Origin of the sequence: Halorussus ruber (genome assembly GCF_004765785.1) — an archaeon.
In the GTDB taxonomy this organism is placed as follows: Archaea; Halobacteriota; Halobacteria; order Halobacteriales; family Haladaptataceae; genus Halorussus; species Halorussus ruber.
The window spans coordinates 196,516-222,100 of the sequence record NZ_ML219768.1 but is presented as its reverse complement, the minus strand read 5'-3'; the positions used below and the strand labels follow the sequence as shown (position 1 = coordinate 222,100).

Annotated in this window: 25 protein-coding genes; 13 read left to right on the top strand and 12 right to left on the bottom strand. The window is 62.8% G+C overall.

From position 1 onward, the window contains the following. Positions 1-445 precede the first annotated feature (445 nt). Positions 446-1,294, top strand: coding sequence for a class I SAM-dependent methyltransferase (locus EPL01_RS01080; protein WP_135823413.1), 849 nt, complete (start codon positions 446-448; stop codon positions 1,292-1,294). On the opposite strand, the gene EPL01_RS01075 is transcribed toward EPL01_RS01080, so the two are convergent. After that, entirely contained in the window at positions 1,270-1,449 is a 180-nt protein-coding gene (locus tag EPL01_RS01075) for a hypothetical protein (protein ID WP_135823412.1), read from the bottom strand. The genes EPL01_RS01080 and EPL01_RS01075 overlap by 25 nt on opposite strands. 200 nt (positions 1,450-1,649) lie before the next feature. On the opposite strand from EPL01_RS01075, the gene EPL01_RS01070 reads away from it, so the two are divergent. Next, a complete protein-coding gene (locus EPL01_RS01070) occupies positions 1,650-3,521 on the top strand; it encodes an AMP-dependent synthetase/ligase (RefSeq protein ID WP_135823411.1) in 1,872 nt (623 codons plus the stop codon). Here the strand turns inward: EPL01_RS01070 and EPL01_RS01065 are convergent, their stop codons facing one another. Then, positions 3,522-4,676, bottom strand: coding sequence for an acyl-CoA dehydrogenase family protein (locus tag EPL01_RS01065; protein WP_135823410.1), 1,155 nt, complete (start codon positions 4,674-4,676; stop codon positions 3,522-3,524). It lies immediately after the preceding gene. Between the two features lie 348 nt (positions 4,677-5,024). On the opposite strand from EPL01_RS01065, the gene EPL01_RS01060 reads away from it, so the two are divergent. The 8 genes from EPL01_RS01060 (at position 5,025) to EPL01_RS01025 (ending at position 14,332) form a co-directional block, all read left to right on the top strand. Next, entirely contained in the window at positions 5,025-5,729 is a 705-nt protein-coding gene (locus EPL01_RS01060) for an NADH-quinone oxidoreductase subunit B (protein ID WP_135823409.1), read from the top strand. Then, positions 5,726-7,390, top strand: coding sequence for an NADH-quinone oxidoreductase subunit D (locus EPL01_RS01055; protein ID WP_135823408.1), 1,665 nt, complete (start codon positions 5,726-5,728; stop codon positions 7,388-7,390). The genes EPL01_RS01060 and EPL01_RS01055 overlap by 4 nt, the downstream gene beginning before the upstream one ends. 73 nt (positions 7,391-7,463) lie before the next feature. After that, entirely contained in the window at positions 7,464-8,453 is a 990-nt protein-coding gene (locus EPL01_RS01050; protein WP_135823407.1) for a hypothetical protein, read from the top strand. A gap of 28 nt (positions 8,454-8,481) precedes the next feature. Continuing rightward, a complete protein-coding gene (locus EPL01_RS01045; RefSeq protein ID WP_135823406.1) occupies positions 8,482-9,399 on the top strand; it encodes a ferritin family protein in 918 nt (305 codons plus the stop codon). Positions 9,400-9,485: 86 nt separating this feature from the next. After that, complete coding sequence (locus EPL01_RS01040) at positions 9,486-10,346, top strand: aminotransferase class IV (protein ID WP_135823405.1); 861 nt, start codon at positions 9,486-9,488, stop codon at positions 10,344-10,346. A gap of 520 nt (positions 10,347-10,866) precedes the next feature. After that, positions 10,867-11,316, top strand: coding sequence for an NAD-binding protein (locus EPL01_RS01035; protein ID WP_135823404.1), 450 nt, complete (start codon positions 10,867-10,869; stop codon positions 11,314-11,316). After that, entirely contained in the window at positions 11,316-13,514 is a 2,199-nt protein-coding gene (locus tag EPL01_RS01030; protein ID WP_135823403.1) for an APC family permease, read from the top strand. Before EPL01_RS01035 ends, EPL01_RS01030 begins: the two co-directional genes overlap by 1 nt. Positions 13,515-13,567: 53 nt before the next feature. Next, positions 13,568-14,332 (top strand): 23S rRNA (uridine(2552)-2'-O)-methyltransferase, encoded by a 765-nt coding sequence (locus EPL01_RS01025; protein WP_135823402.1) that lies wholly within the window; start codon positions 13,568-13,570, stop codon positions 14,330-14,332. 2 nt (positions 14,333-14,334) lie between these two features. Here EPL01_RS01025 and EPL01_RS01020 read toward each other — a convergent pair whose 3' ends face one another. The 6 genes from EPL01_RS01020 to EPL01_RS00995 all read right to left on the bottom strand — a co-directional run bounded on the left by EPL01_RS01020 (position 14,335) and on the right by EPL01_RS00995 (position 17,473). Continuing rightward, on the bottom strand, positions 14,335-15,000 hold the full coding sequence (locus EPL01_RS01020) for a Rossmann-fold NAD(P)-binding domain-containing protein (RefSeq protein WP_135823401.1): 666 nt from the start codon (positions 14,998-15,000) through the stop codon (positions 14,335-14,337). Positions 15,001-15,071: 71 nt separating this feature from the next. Next, positions 15,072-15,281 (bottom strand): hypothetical protein, encoded by a 210-nt coding sequence (locus EPL01_RS01015; RefSeq protein WP_135823400.1) that lies wholly within the window; start codon positions 15,279-15,281, stop codon positions 15,072-15,074. A 101-nt stretch (positions 15,282-15,382) separates the two neighbouring features. Next, entirely contained in the window at positions 15,383-15,589 is a 207-nt protein-coding gene (locus EPL01_RS01010; protein WP_135823399.1) for a DUF8132 family protein, read from the bottom strand. Between the two features lie 92 nt (positions 15,590-15,681). Then, complete coding sequence (locus EPL01_RS01005) at positions 15,682-16,500, bottom strand: DUF7537 family lipoprotein (protein ID WP_135823398.1); 819 nt, start codon at positions 16,498-16,500, stop codon at positions 15,682-15,684. 61 nt (positions 16,501-16,561) lie between these two features. Continuing rightward, positions 16,562-17,290, bottom strand: a complete 729-nt coding sequence (locus EPL01_RS01000) for a queuosine precursor transporter (RefSeq protein WP_210424032.1) — start codon at positions 17,288-17,290, stop codon at positions 16,562-16,564. Between the two features lie 9 nt (positions 17,291-17,299). Further along, on the bottom strand, positions 17,300-17,473 hold the full coding sequence (locus EPL01_RS00995) for a ribbon-helix-helix domain-containing protein (RefSeq protein WP_135823397.1): 174 nt from the start codon (positions 17,471-17,473) through the stop codon (positions 17,300-17,302). Between the two features lie 205 nt (positions 17,474-17,678). Here EPL01_RS00995 and EPL01_RS00990 point away from each other — a divergent pair, with 205 nt between their 5' ends. After that, the gene (locus EPL01_RS00990) at positions 17,679-17,900 is read left to right on the top strand and encodes a hypothetical protein (protein WP_135823396.1); all 222 of its coding nucleotides are present in this window, start codon (positions 17,679-17,681) and stop codon (positions 17,898-17,900) included. A gap of 61 nt (positions 17,901-17,961) precedes the next feature. Here EPL01_RS00990 and EPL01_RS00985 read toward each other — a convergent pair whose 3' ends face one another. Then, on the bottom strand, positions 17,962-20,229 hold the full coding sequence (locus tag EPL01_RS00985) for a twin-arginine translocase subunit TatC (protein WP_135823395.1): 2,268 nt from the start codon (positions 20,227-20,229) through the stop codon (positions 17,962-17,964). Positions 20,230-20,322: 93 nt separating this feature from the next. On the opposite strand from EPL01_RS00985, the gene tatC reads away from it, so the two are divergent. Beyond that, complete coding sequence (tatC, locus tag EPL01_RS00980) at positions 20,323-21,156, top strand: twin-arginine translocase subunit TatC (RefSeq protein ID WP_135823394.1); 834 nt, start codon at positions 20,323-20,325, stop codon at positions 21,154-21,156. A gap of 240 nt (positions 21,157-21,396) precedes the next feature. Here the strand turns inward: tatC and larE are convergent, their stop codons facing one another. After that, on the bottom strand, positions 21,397-22,302 hold the full coding sequence (gene larE, locus EPL01_RS00975) for an ATP-dependent sacrificial sulfur transferase LarE (RefSeq protein ID WP_135823393.1): 906 nt from the start codon (positions 22,300-22,302) through the stop codon (positions 21,397-21,399). Positions 22,303-22,372: 70 nt separating this feature from the next. Next, complete coding sequence (locus EPL01_RS00970; RefSeq protein WP_135823392.1) at positions 22,373-22,708, bottom strand: winged helix-turn-helix domain-containing protein; 336 nt, start codon at positions 22,706-22,708, stop codon at positions 22,373-22,375. Between the two features lie 593 nt (positions 22,709-23,301). On the opposite strand from EPL01_RS00970, the gene EPL01_RS00965 reads away from it, so the two are divergent. After that, complete coding sequence (locus tag EPL01_RS00965; RefSeq protein ID WP_135823391.1) at positions 23,302-23,883, top strand: hypothetical protein; 582 nt, start codon at positions 23,302-23,304, stop codon at positions 23,881-23,883. A gap of 60 nt (positions 23,884-23,943) precedes the next feature. Here EPL01_RS00965 and EPL01_RS00960 read toward each other — a convergent pair whose 3' ends face one another. Then, entirely contained in the window at positions 23,944-25,578 is a 1,635-nt protein-coding gene (locus EPL01_RS00960; RefSeq protein WP_210424031.1) for a SagB/ThcOx family dehydrogenase, read from the bottom strand. Positions 25,579-25,585: the final 7 nt, after the last annotated feature.

Here is a 25,585-nt window from a genome sequence, read left to right as displayed (position 1 = left end):
CGGCGGCACAGCCAGCCAGCGCCGTCACGCCGAACGCGGCCGCCGTCGCGGTCGGCATTCCAAATACTGTCGAGAGCATTGTTTTTAATTTCTAGAGGATTGCAGCGGTGGTCGGCTTCCACTCGTCGCGCTCGTCGGCGTCAGCGAGCGTTTCGGTCCGCGAAACCGCCAAAAATCGCCGGAACCGCTGTGTGAACTCATCGGAAACGAATCAATATTCAAATACCATTAATCTTTATATTATTATTGATTTCTAACGGACTGACGACAAATGGTCGGGAATGCTTCCCCCTCGTGGGGAAACGCCCACCGGCGAACGGCGGAAGTTCGAGGAGACGGCGCGCCCAAATAAAATCACTGTGTGGATACGCTGAAAGGAACAAAATCATTTTGGTATCTCGCGGAACCTGTGAACTAATGATGGGCGGGTGTGAAACGGGGGTCAATGCCAGACTTCGACACTGGTTTCCAAGCAGAACGCGACGGCGACTTCTCGTGGATTAGTCCGCTCGGCGTCGACTCCTCGCTCGAATGGCTCCTCTCCTATCCCGACGGCAGAGACGACGTGGACAGAGTTATCGACGCGGGGTGCGGTGACGGGACGCTGACGGCCGCCCTCGCCGAGCGTTACCCCGACATCGAGGTCCACGGCGTCGACCCCATCGCCGAGGACATCGAGGTGGCCGAGGAGAAAATCGCCGACCTCGACAACGCGACGGTCGAGGAGGCGTACCTCGACCCCGAAGTCCACGACGCGGACCTCGTCTACGCCATCAACATGGTCCAGGACACGCCCGACCCCGCCGAGGTCATCGCGGAGATTCACGAGACCGTCGGCGAGGGCGGCGAGGCTATCATCACTGCTCCGACCACGGGGACCGAGAACCTGTTTGTAGACCCCGCGTACAACTACGACCACGCGGAAGTGACCGAGTACGACGACCATCTGGTCAACGACCTCGGCTCCGTCCGCGGCGAGGTCCACTACGGCGACGAACTCATCGAACAGCGACTCTACGCGACCCCCGAGGAGGGCGACGAATCGCTCGTCCTCAGCCAGTACACCCTCGAACCCGACACCGTCGAGCGCTTCTGCCGCGAGGCCGGATTCGAAGTCGTCGAGACCGATTCGCTGGCCTGCAACCCCGCCGCGATCACCTACTTCATGGACTTCTTCGACTACGCCGAGGAACTCGAAGCGTGGCGCGAACGGACCGAGCGCTTCCGAGCGGACCCCGACGCCGTGGACGAGGACGAACTCCTGAGCGTCTACACGCTGATTCTGCAGGCGTAGTCGTCCGTCTCGCCGCCCGCTTTTCCCTGCTCGATTTTCCTCGCCCGCTTTTTCCGGCCCGCTTTTTCCGCCCTGCCTTTTCCCTGCTTTTTTCCCTCCCCATCTTTCCCTCCTTTTTCCCTCCCTACCTTTCCCTGCCGCCTCGCCAGTTCCACTAACTGCCGGTATAGGAATGATAAAAACTTAAATATCTTATCTGAGGGTTTATGACGTAATATGGGTGGAAACCGAGCGTTCGACGGCGATTTGGCTTTCCCGTTCTCGGATTTTGAACGCGGTGCGAACGCCAGAGGGTCCGTCCTCGCGGGTTCGAGACGGCGCGCTCGTCCGCAATCGGATTCCACGGGTGAGTCACATGTCTGAATCTGCTCGGAGAGACGCGACGACAGGCGACGAGAGGGACGAAGACGTAGCGACGGCCGAGGAGAGCGACGCCGGGACGACAGCGGACAAGAGAACAGCGGACGAGACGACAGCGGTCGAGAAGCAGACGATGGACGAGTGGTTCACCGGCGTCGCCGACGAGTACGCCGACCGCACGCTGGCGCTGGTCCGCCGCGACGCCGGAGACGAGGTCGCCTTCGAGGAGCGCACCTTCGGCGACCACTACGAGCGCGCCGCCGAAGTCGCGTCGGCGCTCTCGTCGTCGGGCGTCGAACCGGGCGACCGCGTCGGGATTCGCGCCGACACGTGCTACGAGTGGTCGGTCGTGGACGTCGCCGCCTACCTCGCTGGCGTCGTGCTGGTCCCGGTGTTCCCCGACTTCAGCCCCGACCAAGCGACTTACGTCGTCGAGGACGCCGGAATCGACGCCCTGTTCGTAGAGGACGACCCCGCTCGGCAGGTGGCCGATGCGGTCGATGCGGTCTACCGCTTGGACGACCTCCCCCGAGGAAATCCCGACGACCTGCCGGACCTGAACGCCGCTCCCGACGACGTGGCGACCATCATCTACACCAGCGGAACCACGGGCGACCCGAAAGGATGCGCCATCACGCACCGGAACCTGCTCGCCGGAACCGAGATGATAGCCACTCGCCTGCCGGTCGAGGCCTCGGACGTGGGCACCTGCTTCCTGCCGCTCTCGCACGTCTTCCAGCGCGTCGGCACCTACCTCTTCTGGGACGCCGGGGCGAGCGCGGCCTACATGCACCCCGACGACATCAAGTCGGAACTCCGCGCGGTCGAACCCTCGGTCCTCATCACGGTCCCGCGGGTCTACCGGCGCATCTACGACCGACTCCAGAACCGCATCGCTGGCATGTCCGGCGCGAAGCGCCGCCTTCTGGACTGGGCCGACGGCGTGGCCCACGAGTACGGCGAGGAGCTAAGTGGTGGCGGCACGCCCGGGCCTCTCCTCCGGGTCAAGCACGCCCTCGCGGACAGACTGGTCTTCTCGAAGCTCCGGTCCGAACTCGGCCTGACCAACGTCCGCCACGCCATCACCGGCGCGGCGAGCATCGACGCCGACCTACTCCACTTCTTCTGGGGGATGGGCGTCCCGCTCTGCGAGGTCTACGGCGCGACCGAAACGACTGGCCCGGTCGCCTCGAACTACCCCGACCACTTCCGGGCCGGGACGGTCGGCCAACCCATCGGCGACGGCGAGGTCCGACTCGCCGACGACGGCGAAATCCTCTACCGCGGCCCGAACGTGATGGACCGCTACTGGGGCGACGAGCAAGCGACCGCGGAATCGCTGACCGACGGGTGGTACCACACCGGCGACATCGGCGAGTTCGACGACGAGGAGTTCCTGCAAATCGTGGACCGCAAGAAGCGCATCGCGGTCCTCGACACCGGCAAGACGGTTGCGCCGACTCGCATCGAGTCGGTGCTGACCCGGAGCAGATACATCGGCGACGCGATGGCGGTCGCCGACGGCCGGAAGTTCGTGACCGCGCTGGTCCAGCCGAACTTCGAGGCGCTCGCGGACTTCGCCGACGAGCAGGGTCTCGACGCCGACCCGACGAGAGACGACGAGGGCACCCCGGTCGCGGTCTCGGAGGACCTCCTTCAGGACGGAGCGGTCCGGAATCTCTACGAGGAGGAAATCGAGGAGGCCAACGAGTCTCTCGCCGAGTCCGAGACGGTTGGTGACTTCCGACTTATCTCACGGGAGTTCAGCGTCGAGAAGGGCGAACTCACGCCGACGCTGAAGAAGCGCCAGTCCGAAATCGAGGAGCGATTCGCCGAGAAGATCGGGGCGATGTACGAGGGGACGTAATCAGAAGCCCTTGTCGAGCAACTCGCGGGCGATGATGTTCTTCTGAATCTCGGTGGTGCCCTCGTAAATCTGGGTAATCTTGGCGTCGCGGTAGAACCGTTCCACGTCGAAGTCGTTGACGTAGCCAGCGCCCCCGAAGATTTGGACCGCCTCTTGGGTCACGTCCACCGCCACGCGGGAGGCGAACTCCTTGGCCATCGAGACGAGTTTGGTGTTCTCCGATTTCTCGTTGTCCACCGCCCACGCGGCCTTGTAGGTCAGACTCCGGGCGGCCTCGATTCGGGTGTACATCTCCGCGATTTTGTGCTGAATCGCTTGGAACTCCGAGATGGGTCGGTCGAACTGCTCGCGCTCTTGGGCGTACTCCAGCGCCCGGTCTGCCGCGCCCTTGGCGATGCCGAGACCCTGCGCCGCGCCGCCGACCCTGAGCTCGTCGAAGAACTGCATCTGTTGGAGGAAGCCCATGCCTCGCGTGCCCACCAAATTCTCCTCGGGGACGCGCACGTCGTCTAATATCAGTTCGGCGGTGTCGCCCGCCCGGACCCCCATCTTGCCGGTAATCTTCTCGGCCTCGAAGCCCTCGCGGTCGGACTCCACGATAATCTGGGAGAAGCCATTGTATCGGCCCTCCGCCTCGGGGTCGGTCTTGCAGAGCATGACGAAGAAGTCCCCGACCGTCCCGTTGGAAATCCACATCTTGTTTCCATTAATGACCCACTCGTCGCCGTCCTTCTCGGCGCGGGTGGAGATAGCGGAGACGTCCGAGCCAGCGTGGGGTTCCGAGATAGCGATGCCGCAAATCGAGTCGCCGGAGGCGATGTCGGGGAGGTACTTCTCGCATTGCTCCTCGGTGCCGAACCGGACCAGCGCCTCGCTCCCGTAAGAAGTCGAGATGACGCTCCCCCCGATTCCGGCGTCGGCCGCGAACAACTCCTCGATGATGAGCGCCATCTCGGTCGCGCCGTACCCGGCCCCGCCGTACTCCATCGGGACCTGCGGGGCCAGCAGTCCCATATCGGCGGCCGTCTCGACGACATCCCACGGATACTTCTCCTCGGTGTCGTACTCGGTAGCGACCGGCTCGATTTCCTCCTCGGCGAACCGGCGAATCTCGCCCTTGAGTTGCTTTTGCTCTTCAGATAAGGCGAAGTCCATACGCTCCCTCCCGATTCGAGATACAAAAATATGCCTATGAACGAAATATATCTTCCCGAAACGATATTTCGATTAGTGGATGAATGCGGAAAATAATCGGGGGACGCGCCGTCTCGTCGGCCAATTCGGATTGTATATTTTTAATTATGGAAAACTCCCCCGGAGAACAGTAAGTATATACCTCGCTGGCTACGTAGATGGTGCTAGCGAGAGTATGGAACCGGAGGTATCGGGCATCGTCGCTACCGGGTCACACCTCGATTCCGACGACCGCGTAGCGCCCGACCATACCGGGTCACGAAGCCTTTACGCACAGCGTGACAGACACACGACGCAGGAGTTCACCACATGAGTAAAAACACACCACCGAACTCACCCCGAGCAACGGCCGGACGGAGCGACACGTGGGAGGACCGACGGAGCACGGGCCAGGACGCCCGGTTCAACTCGAAACTCACCGAGATGTTCGGCTCGACGCCGTTCATCCTCACCAAGTTCAACAAGTTCATGAACTGGGTACGGGGGTCGTCGATGTTCCTCTTCCAGTTCGGTATCGCGTGTTGCAGCATCGAGATGATGCACACGTTCGCAACCAAGCACGACCTCGACCGGTTCGGTTCCGGTGTGCCTCGTGCCTCCCCGCGACAGGCGGACCTGATGGTCATCCCGGGCACTATCGTCTCTAAACTCGGCCCGCGCCTCAAGCGCCTCTACGACCAGATGCCCGAGCCCAAGTTCGTCGTCAGCATGGGTTCGTGTACGATTTCTGGCGGCCCCTTCCAAGAGGGCTACAACGTCATCAAGGGCGCAGAGCAGATTCTCCCGGTGGACATCCACGTCCCCGGTTGCCCGCCGCGCCCCGAGGCACTCCTGTACGGTATCGTGAAGCTTCAGGAGCGCATCGCCAACGGCGAGAGTACCCGCGTCACGGTCAAGCCCTACGAACTCGAACAGTTCAGCGACCTCGAACGCGACGAACTCGTCGACAGTCTCGCCGACCAGATCGACCAAGACGACCTCGTCATGCGGTACGACTGGACTGAAAGCCAATGAGCAGCGAAAAACTCCAACCGGACAGCGGTTCCGCGCCAGTACAGACCACCGAGGAGATCGCGGACCTGTTGAGCGAACACGTCATCGAACGCGACGACCACCTCAACGCGCCGGGATTCGTCGTTCGACCAGACGAAGTGGTCGCCACCCTCGAGAAACTTCGGAACGAGGCTGGCTTCGACCACCTCTCGAACGTCACCGCCCAGGAGTACGACGACCGGTACGAGACGATTTACCACCTCAAGAAGTACGACGACCCGACCCAAGAGGTCAGCGTCGTCGTCCCGACGACGCCCGACAACCCGACCAGCGAGTCCGCGAACGCGGTCTACCGAACCGCGGACTGGCACGAGCGGGAGGCCTACGACCTCATCGGCATCGAGTACGAGGACCACCCGGACCCGCGGCGCATCCTCCTTCCCGAGACGTGGCAGGGCCACCCCATGTCGAAGGACTACAACCAGGAACAGCCGCAAGTCGTCTCGTTCGCCGCGCACGAGAACCCCGTCGCCGAGGACTTCCACGACGAGGAGTCGGACACGATGCTCCTCAACATCGGTCCCAACCACCCGGCGACCCACGGCGTCCTGCACCTCAAGACGGTGCTGGACGGCGAGCAGGTCGCGGACGTGGACCCCGACATCGGCTATCTCCACCGCTGCGAGGAGCAGATGGCCCAGCAGGGCACGTACCGCCACCAGATTATGCCCTACCCCGACCGGTGGGACTACGCCTCGTCGGGTCTCCTCAACGAGTGGTCCTACGCCCGCGCCGCCGAGGACCTGAACGACATCGAGGTGCCCGAGTACGCCCAAATCATCCGGACGATGGGCGCGGAACTCTGTCGTATCGCGTCGCACCTGCTGGCGCTCGGAACCTACGCGCTCGACGTTTACGGCGACTTCACCGCCATCTTCATGTACGCGATGCGCGACCGTGAGAAGATTCTCAACATCCTCGAAGACCTCACGGGCCAGCGCCTGATGTTCAACTACTTCCGTCTGGGCGGCGTGGTCTGGGACCTGCCCGAACCCCGCGAGGAGTTCTTCGAGAAGACCCGGGACCTGCTGAACGACATTCCGGAGTCGCTCGAGGAGTACCACGACCTCGTCACGGGCAACGAGATTCTTCAGGTTCGGACCATCGACACGGGCGTCCTCGACCCCGAAACCGCCAAAAACTACGGCGTGACCGGGCCGGTCGCTCGTGGCTCCGGTATCGACTACGACCTCCGGCGCGACGACCCCTACGGCTACTACGACGAACTCGATTGGGAAGTCGTCACCGAGGACGGGTGCGACAACTTCTCGCGTCTGCTCGTTCGGATGCGGGAAGTCGAGGAGTCCGCGAAAATCATCAGCCAGTGCGTGGACCTGCTCGAAGACTGGCCCGAGGACGAGCGCAACATTCAGGCGAACGTCCCGCGGACGCTCAAGCCCGAGGAAGACGCCGAAATCTACCGCGCCGTCGAGGGTGCGAAGGGCGAACTCGGCATCTACATCCGGTCCGACGGCACCGACAAGCCCGGTCGGTTCAAGATTCGCTCGCCGTGCTTCTCGAACCTGCAGGCGCTCCCCGAGATGGCCGAGGGTGGGACTGTCCCCGACCTCATCGCGTCGCTCGGAAGCCTCGACGTGATTATGGGCGAAGTCGACAGATAATTTCTCTGATAGTTTATTTAACTGCTTATTCTTGGAAAAGTATTAAGCTCTCTCAGTATGATTAGATTGCATAATGGCCAACAATCAGGAGATGGCCCTCGATTCTCAACGGATTGTTACCGAAGTTCAGAACCAGACGCTCGACCCGCCGCTCGACCGACTCGTCGAGGAGTACAACGACCGCATCGGCATACGCGACGAGTACCTCTGGAAGTGGCTGGCGAGAAGTTTTCCGTTCGTCACGCTCGATAGCGTGCCCGACGAGCGAGTCGACCACGTCTGCACTCACAAGACGATTCTCTCGATGTACGTCACGCTCGTCGACGACCTCGCCGACAACTTTCGAGACGCCGAATCGTTTCGAGAGGCGAGCAAAATCCCTTTCGAGCAGGAGTACGCCGATTTCGAGCGCGACGACGTGCGGACCGACTACCTGAAGTTTCTCCAAGAGGTCTGGGACACCACCGAATCGCTGCTCGAAGCGACCGAGCGCGAGTCCGAGTTCAGGCCCTTCTTCGAGTTCGACCTCCGCCAGTCGCTGAACGCGATGGACTACGAGCGACTGGCCAACGACAACCCCGAGATGATGAACACCGCGGAGATGATGCAGTACACGCCCCACAACATGGTGATGCTGGCGGCGGCCGACATCGACCTGATGAACTCCCCGTCGGTGGACCGCGACGAACTCTCCCAGATCCGCGAGTCGGTCTACCGGGGCCAGCAACTCGTTCGCATAAGTAATTGGACTTCCACGTGGGAGCGAGAAATCGCGGAAGGCGACTTCACCTCCGCCATCTTCACCAAAGCTATCGCCCGCGGTCTGCTCTCGATGGAAGAACTCGAAGGGCTTCGGGAGGGCGAAGACAGTCTCGACCCCGAACTGTTCGCCTCTCGATTCAAGCAACACGGACTGGAGAGCGAACTCTTAGACCAGTGGGATTTGAAGTACTCGACCCTCCGGTCGGAGGTGCCCGACGCCGACTCCGTGGACTTAAAGGACTTCATCGACGGCGTCGAAACGGTACGCAAGTACCACATGGCAAGCAAAGGTTATAAATAGACTATATTTAAATAAATTAATAGTAAATATGACTCAAATAAACGATACTAGCAGAGACTTCCGACTCGACCAAGAGTATCAACCGCAGAAGTTCTTCAAGCACGCAGTCTATAATCACTGGGACCCCTACGAGGACGTCCCCCAACAACTGCTCGTCGACGACCGCGAGAAACTCGTCGACCACGGCCTGACCCGCGACGAGTTCGAGGAGTTCATGAACGCGCTGGCGCTGTTCGGCGCTGGCGAGGAGGCCGTCACCGAGGACCTCGCGCCGCTGATGGCGGTGCTGGAAGACGTAAACGACCAGATGTACATCTCCTCGCAGATTTACGAGGAGGCAAAGCACACCCAGTTCTTCGACCGCTACTGGCGCGAGGTCGTCTTCCCGGTCGCCGAGGAACTCGGCTTCGAGAAGGTCTACCCCACCGACCAGCGGTTCTTCATGGACGGCTACGTCTCGCTGTTCGACAAGAACGAGGCCGCGATGGAGAAACTCCACGAGGAAGACACGCCCGAAAACCGGGCCGAGGCCTACTGTCACTACCACCTGACCGTCGAGGGCGTGGTGGCCCAGACCGCCTACTACGGCTTCGAGTCGGCGTTCAGTCCTCGGGCCGACGACATCTCCGCCCGCGAGTACCCCGACCTCGAAGGCCTCATCGAGGGCACCGCCTACGTCCGGTCCGACGAGGGCCGCCACGTCGGGTTCGGGATGTTCAAAATCCAGCAACTCCTCGAAGACGGCGTGGACGAGGCCGTCATCCACGAGACGATGACCGACCTCCTGCCCGACGTGTACGACATCTTCGAGGGCTTCGAACTCCTGTTCGAGGCCGACGCGCTCGTGGACTACGCCAGCGAGAAGTTCGACCACCGGATGGAGACCATCACCGACACCGACCACGAACTGCCTCCGGTCGAACGGTTGGTGGAAGTCGAGCGATAAGAAATTCCAGCAAGTCGAGAGGTACCACAGACTCGCGCAGGCCGAGAGGTACCACAGTTTTGGGCGACCGGCCCCAACTCGACTGCATGGACGACCCGGTTTTCTACGTGGACGGCGACCTTCGCCCCGCCAGCGAGGCGACCGTCTCGGTGCGCGACCGCGGGTTCAAGTACGGAGACGCCGCGTTCGAGACGCTCCGGGCCTACGGCGGCGACCCCTTCGCGTGGGACCGCCACTTCGAACGACTCACCCGGACTTGCGAGTGCCTCGGGTTCGACCACGGATTCGAGCGCTCCGAACTCCGGGCCATCGTGGACGACACCCTCGCCGCCAACGACTTCTCGGAGGCCTACGTCAGACTCTCGGTCACGCGGGGAAGCCACGGCGGGAAGTTGGCACCGCCCGCAGACCCAGACCCGACCGTGGTCGTCATCGTCTCGGAGTTACCCCGCGGCGGCCTCGGCGGGACCGAGGTCTGGGACGCCCCGGCCAGCGCCGAGGTGGTCGAGCGCGTTCGCATCCCCGACGAGTCGCTCCCTGCGGCCGCCAAGACCCACAACTACCTGCAGGGAATCTTGGCCCGAGGAGAGACCGACGCCGACGAGGCCCTGATGGTCGATTCCGAGGGACTGCTGACCGAGGGCGCGACGAGCAACCTCTTCTTCTGCGTCGATGGCACGCTCAAGACGCCCTCGCTGGAGGGTCCGATTCTGCCCGGCATCACGCGAGCGGTCCTCCTCGAACTGGCCGAGGAGTCGGGGATTCCGGTCGAAACCGGGAGCTACGCGCCCGAGGACCTCCGGCAAGGGGACGAGGTCTTCCTGACGAACTCGACGTGGGAGGTCCGGCCGGTCTCGCGGGTCGGCGAGACCGAGTACGAGGTCGGACCGATAACCGACGAGTTGGTCGAAGCGTTCGACGCCCGCGTCGAGGACCGACACTACTGACGCCCACCGAGAGTCCCGAATCGCCGCGGAAGACGAACCGGGTGGAAATCGAATTCGAGGCCCGAAAATCGGAGATTTTCGAATACGCTCGGTGAGACGCCAGCGCGCGCCGACCGTGGGAATTATAAGTATTGATTAGGGGTGGAAATAGAATCTCTAAAGAAATAATATCCGTTCTACAATCCGACTCTCTGCCGGACACCGACCGAAGCGTAGAAATCTTCCGGACACTCGACCGGGTCGTGCGGACCACCCTTGGCACTTCTCTGCCAGTTCGGCCACTTGTCGAACCCTCCTCGTATCGCCCGTTCGCACCCATCTGAAGCGACGAGAGGCGCTTCTCCGACTCAGCAATAGCGGACAATATCTAATTATGGGCGTGATTTTCCCAACTTAAGGATTCTTCACGAATATAATTTGAAGTTGTCTAATTTTACCGGAGTCTTTATCACGTTCGGGAGATTACGTGAGAGTAGCCACCGGTCGTCGCCCTCGGAGGGGTGGCTCGGGGCCATATCGTATGACCCATGAAACACTCGTACTCGGGGGCGGACCGACCGGCCTCGAGATTGCGACCGAACTAGCTGTACAGAACCGGTCTGTCGCGTTCGCCGACGCCGAACCGTCGGCGAACCGCGCACGCGAGGCCGGACTGACTACTCACGAATCGACGCTGGAGACCGCGAAGCCGTCCATCGACTGTTCCGCAGTGACCGTCGTCGTGGCGACATCGTCCGACGCACGGAACCTGCTGCTAGCGACGGCCGCCCCGCACGCGTTCGACGCCGACAGGGTAATCGCCCTCGTCAACGACCCGGAGAGACGGGCGGCGTTCGACGACGCTGGCATCGAGACGATATGCGTCTCGGGGGCCGTCGCGCGGACGACGACCGATTTCGTCACCCCCGAGGAGCCGACCGCCGCAGACCGAACAGCCGAGGCCGACGACCGAGTGAGGCTCAGAGAATAATGGCGAAAGGATTAGAGCGCGACCTCGGACTCGCCAGCGTCGTCGCCATCAGCATCGGTGCGATGGTCGGGAGCGGTATCTTCATCCTGCCCGCGCTGGCGGTCGGCATCGCCGGTCCGGCGGTCGTCCTCGCCTATCTCGTCGCCGGGATTCTCGTCCTTCCCGCGGCGCTCTCGAAGGCGGAGATGGCGACGGCCATGCCGGAGTCCGGCGGTTCGTACGTCTACATCGAGCGCGGGATGGGTCCGCTACTCGGCACTATCGCCGGACTCGGGACGTGGTTCTCGCTGTCGTTCAAGGGCGCACTCGCGCTCGTCGGCGGCGTGCCCTACCTCCTGTTGCTCGTCTCGGTGCCCGACGCGTGGATACTCCCGCTGACGCTCGGGTTGGCCGCCGCCTTGGTGGTCGTCAACTTAGTCGGTGCCAAACTCACCGGTCGGCTTCAGGTGGCCATCGTCGCCGTCATGCTCGCGGTGATGGTCTGGTTCGTCGGCGGCGGCGCTATCGACGTGCAGAGCGCCAACTTCGCCGGATTCTTCGCCGAGGGTCCGGGCGGTCTCGTCGCCGCGACGGGCCTCGTGTTCGTCTCGTACGCTGGCGTCACGAAGGTCGCCAGCGTCGCCGAGGAGATCGAGAACCCCGACCGGAACATCCCGCTGGGGATTCTCGGGTCGTTAGCATTCACCACCTTGCTGTACGTCCTCATCGTCGCCGTGATGGTCGGCGTCGCCGACCTCTCGACCATCGGGCAGACGCTCACGCCGATGGCGGACGTCGCCGCCGTCACTCTCGGCCCGCTCGGCGTCGGCGCGGTCGTCGTCGCGGCCGTCCTCGCGCTGGTCTCGACGGCCAACGCGGGCATCCTCTCGTCCTCGCGCTACCCCTTCGCAATGGCGCGGGACCGACTCGTGCCCGCGAGTCTCGGGGCCGTCCACGCCAACCTCGGCACGCCCGTGCCTGCCATCTCGCTCACGGGCGGCGTCCTGCTCGTGTTCATCGCGTTCGTGCCCATCATGGAGATAGCGAAGCTCGCCAGCGCCTTCCAGATTCTCGTGTTCGTCCTCGTCAACGCCGCAGTCGTCGCGTTCCGCGAGGGCCACGCCGAGTACGAGCCGAGCTTCCGAGCGCCGCTCTACCCGTGGACGCAGGTGTTCGGCGTCGTGACGGGACTGGTCCTGCTGACCCAGATGGGGACAGTCCCGCTGGTCGGCGCGGCGGCTATCATCGCCGTCGGACTGGCGTGGTACCTCGGCTACGCCCGCCAGCAGGTCGAGCGCGAGGGGGCCGCCATCGAGGAGGTCCGCCGACGAGTCGGCCAAGACCTCCTCGAGGAGACCCGCGAGGCGCTCTCGCAACCCGGCTACGAGGTGCTGGTCGGCGTCGGCGAACAGACGCCCCCGGAGCGAGAACGCAAACTGGTTCGCGTCGCCGCCGACGCCGCGCGGGCACACGACGGCGGGGTCTCGGTCGTCCGCTTCGACGTCGAACCCGACCAAGTGCCGCTCTCGTACGCCGCCGAGGTCCAGTCGCCCGGCGACGAGGCCTTCGAGGAGTTCACCGCACAACTGGCCGACGAGGTAGACGTGCCGGTGAGTTTCGGGGAAGTCGTCACTCACGACGCCGCCCACGCGGTCGTCAACGTCGCCGACGAACACGACGCCGACCTCCTCTTGCTGTCCGAGGACGGCTCGGGCCTCGAAGGCGGGCCGCTGCGAGACGACGTTCAGTGGGTCCGCGACCACGCCCCGTGCGACGTCGGGACGCTCTCCGACGATGGGAGGGCGCTCGCTGACGATAGCGGAGCGCGCTCGGACGGTGAACTCGGCGACGTGGCGGACATCTGCGTCGTCACCGACAGCGGACCGTACGACCCCGTCAAGCTGGCGCTGGGCGACGCGCTCGCCAGCGTCAACGACGCCCGCATGCATCTGGAGTACCGCGTCGGCCGTCACACGACCGACCGCCGCGCGGACGCCATCGACGCCTACCACGGCGACATCCGCGACGTGGTCGAGAGTCCGGGGAAGACGCTGGTCGCGCGTCCCGACGGCGGGCGCGTCACCGCTCCCGACCTCACTCTCGTGAGCGCCGACGACCCGCTCGACGACGACCGAACTGAGCCGGTCCTCACGGTCCACCTCCACGACCGAAACCGGCCGAGTCGCTTCCGGCGGCTGCTGGAACGGCTGACGTTCTGAGCGACTCGAACGAAGCGCGTAAACCCCTCGCCGAACTACCTTCTCACAATCAAATGAGTCACAAAGACCACTACTACAACAAGTCTAAGCAGGAGGGCTACCGCTCTCGGGCCGCCTACAAACTCAAGCAACTCGACCGAGCCGAGAACCTGCTCCACGAGGGCAAGACCGTCGTGGACCTCGGGGCCGCGCCCGGCGGGTGGCTACAGGTCGCCGCCGAGGAGGTCGGCGAGACGGGTACCGTCGTCGGCGTGGACCTCCAGCGAATCAAGGACATCGACGGCGTCGAGACCGTCCGGGGCGACATGACCGAGGAGTCCACCAAGGACGAGGTCCGGGCGATTGCGGGCGACGCGGTGGACGTGGTCCTCTCGGACATGGCCCCGAACATGACCGGCGAGTACAGCGTGGACCACGCCCGGTCTGTCCACCTCGCCCGGCAGGCGTTCGAGACTGCCCTCGACGTGCTGGACACCGGCGGCGACTTCGCGGTGAAGGTCTTCGAGGGCCGGGACTTGGACGACCTGCGCGAGGAGATGGACGAGGAGTTCCAGTACGTCCGAACGCTCAGCCCCGACGCCTCCCGGGAGTCCTCCTCGGAGGTCTATCTAATCGCCAAGGGTCGGATGACCGCGCCGGTCGAGGAGGGCGACGTGGTCGAGGTCGAAATCGTAGACGAAGGCTCGGAGGGCGACGGCGTGGCGAAAGTCGACAACTACACCGTCTTCGTCCCCGGCGGCGACGAGGGTGACGTGGTCGAAGTCGAGATTACCGAGGTCAAGCCGCGATTCGGGTTCGGTGAAGTCGTAGAAAAGTAATGTTACCCGTCGTCAGTTAGGAATTTACTAATTGCAACACCCCCGGCAACGCTAATTGAGATTATCTGGATTAGATGACTTGTTGTTAATGGTTGAGATGTGTATGTTGTAAATGCGACTGCAATTGCACCGGCAATCGAACCAATTGTAACTATCGGGACTATTAGCTGCTTCTGGTCCTGTAAGATTTTAAGATTTTCCTGAGCAACGTTGTAGCCTCGGATGATGACCCTTCCAATCCCGTAGGCTCCAAGGACTCCAAAGAGAATTCCTCGAATAGCGATAGTTGTTGGGTTGCCAACTGCATCACCGAAGATATATTGGAATGCTGGTCCAGAACTGTCAAACATAAACAGAGAAATGGCTGTTCCGATAAAATAACTAGCAAAAATCGGGGAAGAATCAAAGAGGTGGTCGAACTCTTCTTCGATAGATTCTTTATAACCACTTGGGTAGACGATATCCAGTTTTGCTGTCTTTTGTTTAATCAAATCATCTTCCTCTAGTTCATCTACTAGGTCTTCAATAGTTTCCTCGTCAAACGTCTCGTCTGCAAATTCCTCAATTACTTGATCTACTTCTAACGCTACTAGACTTTCGTTCGCCTCTGCATTTTCCTCCAAAAAATCCAGTATTTTACGTTTTTTATCTTCTCTTAGCTCAGCCATTAATTAATACTATCCCTTCATACTTAATACTATATTTGATTTCTTCTCAAGAGATGTTGGTAACAGTACTTCTACCTCGAAATCCAGCAGTAGGTCTGAATCCCGCCGAACACGAGCGCGAGTATCCCGTTCTCTATCAGCAGAAACAACTGTGCCTGCGCCGGGTCGAGTTGCCGGACCATCAGCAGTAGCGCCGCGAACACCGTCGCCAGCACGAGGTTGTACTTCGCCAGCGCCGACCAGCACGACTCGTCGAGTTCGATGAGACCGTCGCTGCCCATGTCGAGCCAATCGGGGCGGAGGCGGAAAAGCCGGGTGGGCGGTCAGAAATTCGGCGTGCGAACGGTTCTCTCCCTGCTTTAAGCTGGGCTCGAACGCCCGTTTAAATCCGCGCTCCGACGCCCGCCCACCGAACCAGTCCGCGGAAGAAGATGACGACGCCGACCAGAAACGCGGTCAGGGCCGCGACCATCGGGACCGCTTCGAGCGCCGGGCCGCCGAAGAACGGTCCCCGGACCAGCATCCACCCGCCGAACAGCGTTACCGCGAGACCGAACAGGGCGGTGAACCCACCGAGTAATTTTCGCATATCCGTGTGGCTCACTCTACTGCACCTAAGAAACGTTTTCGGCCGAACGGAAATGTCGAAAGAAGCTAAATTTCGGCTCGGGTATGGACTGGTCAGCTATTCGTCTGATTCCGGGCCTCGTCGAGCCACGCGGGTTCGCCGACCGTGGTCTCGTTCACGTCCGAAATCGTCATCGTGGCCGCGTTTCGGACCCACTTGTCGCCGCGCTCGGTCCGGGCCGAGGCCTCGAATCGGTGTACGACGCCCTGCTCGTCCACGAGGATGGTCGCGTTGTAGTCGGTGACGTTGGTCTCGCCGGGTGCCGACACGTCGCTTCCGTTGGCGCGGAGGACGACCAGCGTCTCGCCATCGACCTGCCGAACGCCAGTCGGCGTGAAGTTCGCGCTGACCTGTCCGGCGAACCGGTCGAGATACGTCGTCCCGGTGTACGTCGAGGAGAGGAGCTTCGGCTTGTCGTTCGTGCGGTTGGCCGCTCGGTAGTCCACCCGGTCGCCGGTGGCGACGCGGAGGTAGCGCTTCTCGGCGGTCGCGTAGGTCTCCATCGACTGGTTCGCGCCAGAGACGGTGACGTGGACGTTCCGGCGGTCGGGACCGACCGCGGCGGTCGCGCCCATCGAGCGGTTCGACGCCGAACTGTTCTGGGACACGTCGAACGCGAGCGTGAAACTGCTCCCGTTCAGCGCCGCGGCGTGGGCGCTCGACAGTTCGGCGAGGTCGGTTCCGTTCGCGGAGACGCCCGGCGGGTTCGACACGTCGTCGAGGGTCGGGCCGCTTCCGGCGTCGGTGGCGTTCGTCGCGTTCGCGGCGCTGGTCGGGTTCGTCGTGTTTCCGCCGCCCGTGAGCGCGCCGGAACACCCCGCGAGCGCTACGAGACAACAGACTGCTACCAACTGGAGGGCTCTGCGTCGCATCGGTCGATGGTTCGAGGGCAGAGTGAAAGGAGTGGCGGTGTCGATTAGCGTCAGAATCTCGTCAGTCGGCGGTCCGCGCCGCGGGCGCGGCGACTCCTCTCGACCGGAGGTAGCCGACCACGGCGTAGACGAAGGGGGTGTCCGCCAGCGCGATGGCGAGTTTGAGCAGGTACTGGCCGAGCGCGAGGCCCAGAAGCTGTTGGACGGTCTGGACGTCGCCGCCGCGGAGCGCGGGCACGATTGCGAACCCGACGGAGACGAAGACGAGCGTGTCGAGCAGTTGGCTGGTCGCGGTCGAACCCACGTTGCGAATCCAGAGGTGGTCGCCGTCGGTCGCCTCGCGGATGGCGTGGAAGACGCGAACGTCCCAGTGCTGGCTCACGAGGTACGCCAGCAGGCTCGCCACCACGATGTTGAGGCTCGCGCCGAGGACGCTCTCGAACGTCGCGGGGTCGACGGGGCTGAACGGCGCGGCGGGCGCGAAGATGGTCGAGTACACCAGCGCCAGCAGGACGAAGTTCATGGCGAAGCCGACGTTGACCACTTTGTGGGCCTCGTCGGGACCGTAGAGTTCCGAGTAGCAGTCCGACGCGAAGAACGTTAGCGCGTAGGCCAGCGCCGCGCCGGGCATCACCAGCAGGCTCTCGGTGAACGGGAGCGAGAACGGAATCGAGAACCCGAGGAGCTTCGACGCCGTGAGCTGGGCGGTCACCAGCGCGGTGACGAACAGCGCGACCAGCGCGATGCGACCGGTGGGAAGGGGTTGGGTGTCGCGGTAGTGGTCGGTCATCGTGTCCTCTCAGTCGTCTTCGAGTCGGCCGTGGCGCTCGTCGATTTCGTCCAGCACGTCCAGCATCTTCCGCACCGAGGCCCGGATGGCCTCGCTCCGGTTGACGAACTTGCCCTCCTCGCCGACGTGGGAATCGAGGTCATCGAGGAGTTCGTCGGGCACTTCGACGCTTATCTTGGTCATACTGGAGTATTATCGCTCGGTGTGTTAAAGTGTTCGAGATTTCGACGGAAAGTGGTTGGGTTGTATTTAGGACAACAATATATGTGTTTAGAAATTGTATATATTTTTGAAAGAATTGTGTAGTTGTGCTTAGCTTCGCGGGCGAAGACGACGTGGAATCCGTCTGCCGCTCAAATCGGGATTCGTTCGGTCGCGCGAGACAAGCGTGGCAACCGGCGAGAAGCTAGCTACTGCCGAAGCCTATGAGAACCGCAACCGCCCCGCGACAGCCTCACACCTCCCCAACCTCCTGCGCTTCTCGGTCGTCGCTACGCTCCTTCCTGCGATGCTCGTCCACCGGAGGACAAACCGCGTCCTCCGAGCCTTCGGCGAAGCCGAAGACCTCGCGCGTTTCTCGCGCGCCGTCGGGAGAAGAGACAATCGGTGATGCACTTCAGCACTCGAAAAATTTCAAAGCTCGAAAAACAGCCGAACCCGCGACCGAACGTCTACGACCGCCGCCCGCCGAGGGTGATGACCCACAGTCCGCCCAACCCGATGAGATACGAGATGGAAATCGGGATGGCGATGAGGAACATCGTGTAGAGGCTGTCGGGCGTGAGCAGTCCCGCCGCCGCGAAGACGGCGATGGTGACCTCGCGCCAGCGGTCTTTCATCGCGTCGAACGAGGCGATGCCGCCGCGCTCGAACAGCCACATCGTCAGGGGCACGTCGGCCAGCAGTCCGATTCCGGCCGTGGTGAAGAACACCAGCCAGAAGAAGTTGCTGACCCGGTAGGAGATTATCATCTCGGCGCGGACCGCGTCGGCGACCAGCCACGAGATGACGCTCGGCGCGACGACCATGTAGCCGAGCGCGCTCCCGGCGAGGAGGCCGACCGCGATGGTCCCGGCCCAGAGGCCGAAGACGTTGCGGTCGCCGGAGGCGAGGCCGCGCTCCTTCAGCGCGGGCCACGCGTAGTAGGTCACCAGCGGGACGACTGCGACGGCTCCGAGCAGGGTCGCAATCTTGACCTCGAAGACGAGCGCCTCGACGGGGTGGAGGGTGACGATGTTCAGGAACTCCTCGCCCGTCCCCGTCTCGGGCCGGACCTCGGCGGGAAGCCGCGAGAGGAAGTCCTCGCGGATGAGACCGATGCCGCCCCGGTAGAGGAACATGAACACCCCAGCGAGGACCGCCATGAACACGCCCACGATGCGGAACATCTTGGACGTGAGGCTCTCGAAGATGAACCGGATGTCGTAAATCCACCCGCCGATGTCGTCCTCGGTGGTCTCGTCCTCGGTGAAGGCGTCGGCCATGCCCGCGGCCGTACTCTCCATCAGGTCGCCCGCCGACTCGGGCCTGTCGGGCTCGCGGGGATAGGTCGCCTCGTTGAGGTCCTCTTCCTCCGTTTCTCCGCCCTCCGCGGCCTCTTCGGCGGCGGCACCCGCGGCGGCCTCGGCGGCGTCTTCCTCCTCGTCGTCCGGGTGGAGTTCGTCGAACCGGTCGAGGATGGCTTGGGCCTTCTCGGGGTCGTCCTCCTCCATCGCCTGCCCGGCGTAGCCGACCGCCTCGTCCTCGGTCATCTCCACGAAGACCTCGGGCGGGGCCGCGCGGACCGCGCCAGCGTCGAGGTTTTCGAGGTCGATGTCTGCCGGGTCGCCCGCGGTCGGCGCGGCGGCCTGCACCGCGGTCTGGACCTCGTTGAGTTCCTGGGTGAGGTAGTAGAGGAACGCAATCACGAACGCGACGAGCGCGACGATACCCGAGGCCAGCAGGACCGACTGCTGGCGCGGCAGGCCGAAGACCGCATCGACCGCCGGGAGCGCGTACTTCGCGGGGAGTTCGGCGTTGACCGCCTCGACTCCTGCGCGCGTGAAGAACATACGAACGACCAGGAAGGCCAGCACGGGCGCGCCAAGAATGCGTATCGCGTTGTCGCGGACGACGCCAGCGAAGCTCAACTGCTCGCTCCCGCGCTTGATGGTCACGACGATTTTCGTGAGATAGAGGCTGAAGGCGTAGAGCAGGATGAGCGGGGTCGCCCACATGATTTGGGTGAAGGGGTCCGGGGGCGACGCGACCGCGCCGAACACGAAGATGCCCATGATGGCGTAGCGCCACTTGTCGCGGAAGGTCTCGTAGGGGACGATACCGGTGTAACCCAGACCGCTCATCACCAGCGGGAGTTCCGCGGCGAGGCCGAACGACAGCGAGAGGAAGGCGATGAACTCGGTCCACTTGACGATTGAGTAGCGCGTTTCGAAGCCCGCGGTGATGGCGTTCTCGGCGAGGAACTTGAACATCAGCGGGAAGAACACGCCGTAGCCGTAGACCATGCCGCCGAAGAACAGGCCGATGGCCAGCAGGACGAGCAGCGCGATTTTCCAGCGAGCGATGGGCGCACCGGGGTACCACGACCGCTCGCGGAGCGAGTCGCGCGAGTAGTAGAGCAAGACGGGGAGCGCGACGATACCGCCCGCGATGGCCCCGATTTTCGCCTGCAAGAGAATCACGTCGAACGGCGTCACCGCGACGACCGTCACGGCCTCGGCCAGCGACGGCGGCATCTGTGCCTTCGTGACCGCTTTGAGGAACGGCCACCCGGCCGAGCGCAGCGCGTAGAAAGAAGCGACGAAGCCGACGAGGAAGACGATGAAGACCTTCTGCAAGTGCGTCTGAGCGGTCGAGAGCATCGCTCCGATGGTCTCACGGCCGCTGTTGACGGCTTGTGCGGTGTCCTCGTCGACGATACTACTTCCAGTCCCGGACATTCTTTGGGAAGGGTAGCCGTGTCTTAGTTATCAATCTTCTCGTCCTTCCAAGAGAAGAAAGCCTATAATGACAGGACTGCTTAGAGCGACTGAATGGCTGACGAATCGGAGGCGACGGCCAGCAATCTCTCGCCAGCCGACGAGCCCGGCGGTCCGCGAGAGACGGAAACGCTGAACAACCCGGCCGCGACGCCGGACGAGCCGATTGAAGACGAGGAGATGCCGCTGGCCGACCACATCGAGGAGATGGTAAAACGGCTGGGAATCGTCATCGCCATCGCGGGCGTCGTCACCGCGATTGCGCTCCCGTTCTCCGAGCAAGTCATCAACTTCCTCTGGTACAACATCATGCCCTTCGAGCAGTTGGGCGAGCAGGCCCGACCGCGGTTGTACCACCCGCTCGCGCTGGTGCTGACCAGACTCAAGGTCGCCAGCCTCGCGGGCGTCATCATCGCGCTTCCGGTCTTCGTCTACGAGACGTACCTGTTCATGCGCCCCGGGCTGTATCCCCACGAGCGACGCTACTACCTCTCGGCGGTGCCGACCAGCCTCGTGCTGGCGTTCGTCGGCGTGAGCTTCGCGTACTTCCTCGTCCTCCCCGCGGTGTTCACCTACTTCATCACCTACACCGAGGACGCCGCCGCGCTCGCGTTCGGTCTCACCAAGACGTTCAACCTCATCCTGATGCTGATGGGCTATCTGGCGGTCGTGTTCCAGATTCCGCTGTTCATCATGCTCGCCATCATGATGGGGCTGACCACGCGGCGCTGGCTGGCCGACCGTCGCCTGCTGTTCTGGGGTGCCTTCCTCGGCATCTCCTTCCTGTTCACGCCGGACCCGACCGGGATGGCTCCCATCCTCGTCACGCTGACGATGATTACCCTCTTCGAGGGGACGCTGGCGCTCCTGAAGTGGACCGGTAACTGACCGCCGCGCTTCCGTTTCGGCCGCGCCAACGACTCGTTTCTCGTCGCGTAATCGGCGTATAACTAAGGGCCCGGACTCCAAACAAGTTGGTAGCGTTCGCGCCTGCCAACTATAGCTCGCGTGCCAGCAGCTACAAATCGCAGTTCGCGTGCCAGCAAACTGCCACCCTGGGTGCGAACGCCCATGCCATTTCTCAGACCCGACTGGCGAGCGACGCGAAAATCCCAGTCCTCCGAGTCGCTACTCCGCAGTCGGATACTCCGAAGAAAAGACATCCTCCACGAGCGGTTCGTCCGCCGAGTCCTCCGTTTCAGACCCCGATTCGCTCTCGTCGTCGCTTCCCTCGGGACTGACGCTTCCGGTCTGATAGCCGTGGAGGTCGAGCGTCACGTGGTCGAAGCCCGCGTCGGTCATGTGGTCGCGGGCGGCCTCGACGAAGTCGGAGTTCAGCGCGGTCTCCAGTTCCTCCTCTGCGACTTCGATGCGAGCGAGGCCGTCGTGGTCACGCACGCGGAACTGCGAGAACCCCCACTGGCGGAGCAAAGTCTCGGCCTGCTCGACGCGCGAGAGCTTCTGCTCGGTGACTTCGAGACCGGTGGGAATCCGCGAGGAGAGACACGCCATCGAGGGCTTGTCGGCGACCGAGAGGCCCCGCTCGTCGGCGATTTCCCGGACCTCGTCCTTGTCGATGCCGTGGGAAAGCAGCGGGGAGTAGGCGTCTAACTCCTCGACTGCCTGCATGCCGGGCCGGTGGCCGCTGTCGGCGTCGCTGGCGTTCGTGCCGTCGCAGACCACCGGAATCCCCAACTCCTCGGCGGCCTCGAACATCTTGCCGAGGCGCATCGTCCGGCAGTGATAACACCGGTCGTCGTCGTTGGCCACGAAGTCGGGGTCGTCCAACTCCGAGAACGAGACGATTTCGTGGCGAATCCCGATTTCCTCGGCGACTCGCTTGGCGTCGTCCAGTTCGGCCTCCGGCAGGGTCTCGCTCTTGGCGGTACACGCCACGGCGTCGTCGCCGAGCGCGTCGTGTGCCAGCGCCGCCACGACGCTCGAATCCACCCCGCCCGAGAAGGCGACCAGCACGCCCTCGCGCTCCGCGAGGTCGTCTCGAACCGCCTGCGCTTTCTCCGCTACGGTAGCCATGTCTCGGGACTTTGCGTCTGCGGGAGAAAAGTGCGTTGAACGCGGCGACGAACCGTGAACAAAAGTCGGGTTACTCCTCGGGAATGTAGTCCAGCAGGTCCCACTCCAACTGAGCCAAGTCCTCGGCGGCGGGGTTGTCGCGGTTGATTTGGTACATCTGGCTGTTGCCGACGGTCCGGGTCTCCTCGACCACGCCGTAGGCAACGAGGTCGTCGATGTGTTCGTAGAAGGTGCTTCGGTCGATGCCAGCGAGTCGAGAGATATCGGTGGGGTTGAGGTCGCGGTCGCTCTCTCCGATTAATACTGTAATAATTTTGACTTTAGCATGCGGTCCAAGAACATCAGTCAGGACCGTATCTTCCCCGGCCGCTTGCTGAGTCTTATCTTTCTTTTTCGGGGTACTCATTCTACTTAGGTGGATGCACGGTACTTACTTAATACTTGTGGGGTACTTACATCACACCCACCACATATTTACCGCGTAGCTGTTGCTATTAACCAACAGATATAACCCAATGCTCTACAAAGTCGCCAATAGATAATAATGAGTAGCGATTAGATGTTGAGAATTAAACTTGTTCGGAAGCTCGCACGTAATCGAGTTGTCGGCGGACATAAGAAACAGGTAGAGACGGTGAAGAACTGGTGTGCTACAAGTGACCAAGGTCGTGCGGAGGACCTCATCCGAGATATGATTCGTGACCCTGAAGCACCGCTCGAAGGCTACGGGGGAAGTCGGGACAACGTGAGACTAACCAGTATTGAGGATGCGAAGGAGTATATCAAAGGCCACGGCGGGGAACTTCCGTGGGGTCTCCGCGATTAAGTTCTCCTGAGTTGCTATCGAATATCCCACTGCCAGAAACAACTAATTCTATGTCTAAGAACAAAATTAAATATCTACAAATGATATAATTGTCTCACCGGGTAATGGTGCAAATCTTTTCTTTCAGCTAGCTAACTAGATTTAATACTGTAAATCGTTAACATATATCTGGTATGGCACCAGACCAGACCGATACGACCCGACGACGACTGCTGAAGAGCATCGGCGCGACCGGCCTCGCGTTCGGCGCGTCCGGCGTCGCCAGCGCGAGCGTCTCCGACACTCGCGCCGCCGAACTGCGCGCCCAGTTCGGGGCGGCCGACGCCGTCGAGGAGGCCTTCGACGCTCACGCGACGCCCGTCCTGTCCGAACTCGCCGACCGAGGAGTCATCCAGAGCGCGTCGGCGGCCGCGTTCGACCTCTCGGACGCCACGCTCTCGGTGAGCGACGACGGCGCGAAAATCGTGGCGACGAAGGAGACGGCGGCCCACGAGGTCACGGTCGAAGTTCTCCCCGACCACTCCGAAAGCGGTGCGTCCGTCAAACCGACGGGCGACGAGTCGCCGTTCACGCTCCGCTCGGCGGCGGGCGACGACGATGTGAGTACCGAAGACCACTGCTACTACGAGTACGACTGCACGAACTACGCCTGTTCCGACCAGAGCAACGAGGCCGTCTATCTCAAGCGCCACTGCTGTGAGTACACCGACGGGACCGACTGTAGCTCGTGGGAGCAGGACGGCTGTTGCCTGTGAGGACACAGGTCGCTCCGCGACAGGTTGCGGTAGACCGAGGGTGACACCTCTCGCTTCTTTTTATGCGGGACGACCGAGCGTCCAGAGGAAAGTCGGCGTCTGCTCCTCGGCGCGCGGTTCGAAGAACTCGGTCACCAGGTCGTCGTAGAAGGTCAGTCCGGTCGCGCCGAGATTTTGGTGGGCGTAGGCTCCCAGATACAACCGGCCCGCCGTCAGCGATGCCTCCAGTTGGGCCGCGCGGTACCCCCGGTCGCCGAGGCGATTCGTCACGGCGTCCAAATCGGTCAGGAAGAAGGCGCAGAGGCCCGCGTCGGCGGCGAGTCGCTGGTCGAGCGCGAGGTGGCCGACTTCGCTCCGGAACTCGCCCTCGCGGAGCAGTTCGAGTTCGCCGTCCTCGGGATGGAAGTGGTACGCGCCGGAGGGAACGCCCGACACGTCGTGGACCGCGAGATAGCAGTCGTTGAACTGGAGCGCCGGACCGTCCGGATTCCGGAAGTCGGCCGGGAATCCCCTGACGGCCCGGTCCAGCACGGTCGAGACCTTCCGGAAGTTGAGCGCGTCGCGCTCGTACTCCCGACAGGAGCCGCGGCGCTGAACCGCCCAGTAGAGCGGCGTCTTGGCGGCGCTGGCGTCGTCTACCGGGTCGAGGAGGACGCGGTCGTCCTCTCCGGCAGGCCGGGTGGCGACGCCGGATTCTGGCCCTGCGCCCGATTCCGAGGCAGAACGCTCGCGCCACTCGCGGGCCGCCTGCCCGTCTTCGAGTGCCGACCCGCGGTAGGCCGCCGGAATCAGGTCGTACCGCTTCTCGTCGGGCGAGAGGGGTTCGGTCGCGGGATTGATGGGGTCCACCTCGGGCACGGGAGGGGACGAATCATCCGAGTCACCGCCAGCACCGCCAACTCCTCTGTCTCCTGCCCCCACCGGAACGAGTTCGAGGGGTGCCTCGCGCTCGGGGTCCACGCCGAGGAGGTCCGCGACCTGCTGGTCGGCGAATCCGGCGACCACGCTCGCCGGGAGGTCGAGGGCGTGGGCGACTCCCAGCAGGTTCGCCAGCACCGTGCCCGAATCCCAGAAGGCGTGGCGATACGTTCGCTCGCGGTACTTCCAGGCGTTGCGCCACCACGTCGAGGTGGCGACGAACGTGACGGGGGCGTCGGTGACCCGCGATTTTTTCCCTGTCGCGTCCGCGAGGACGCCCCGAAAGTCGCCCTCTCGAATTACGTCGAGCGAGAGCGTCCGGGGGTCGAAGTGGTAGACGCCAGCGTCGAGTTCGGCGTCGGCGGTTCCACCGCCTCCGTCTCGTTGCGCCGTCGGCGCAACGCAATCCCCCGTAACGAGATAGAGGTCGATGTGGTAGAGTGCCCCGGTGCAGGCGGCGGCCCGGAAGCGGACGGTGCGGTCTCCTCGCTGGAGTTCCTTCGTGACGCCCGCCGAGTAGTAGCACAGTTGCGTCAGGGCGTCGAAATCGAGGTCGGAAGTGCGGTCGAAAGCGCTATTTCGGGTGGCGATGGCGGCGAGCGCAGGGATTTGTGCTGGCCGGACTCGGCGCGCGAGTTCGACGCGAGGCAGGTCGCGGTAGGTCTTGTACGGCGTGGGCTTGTTCGAGAAGTCGAGCGAGAAGTCCGAGCGCCGGAACTTCTCGGGCGAGTGCTTCGTTCGCTCGTGATACTCGCGAGCCGTCACGCGGTCAGTCATGCAATCA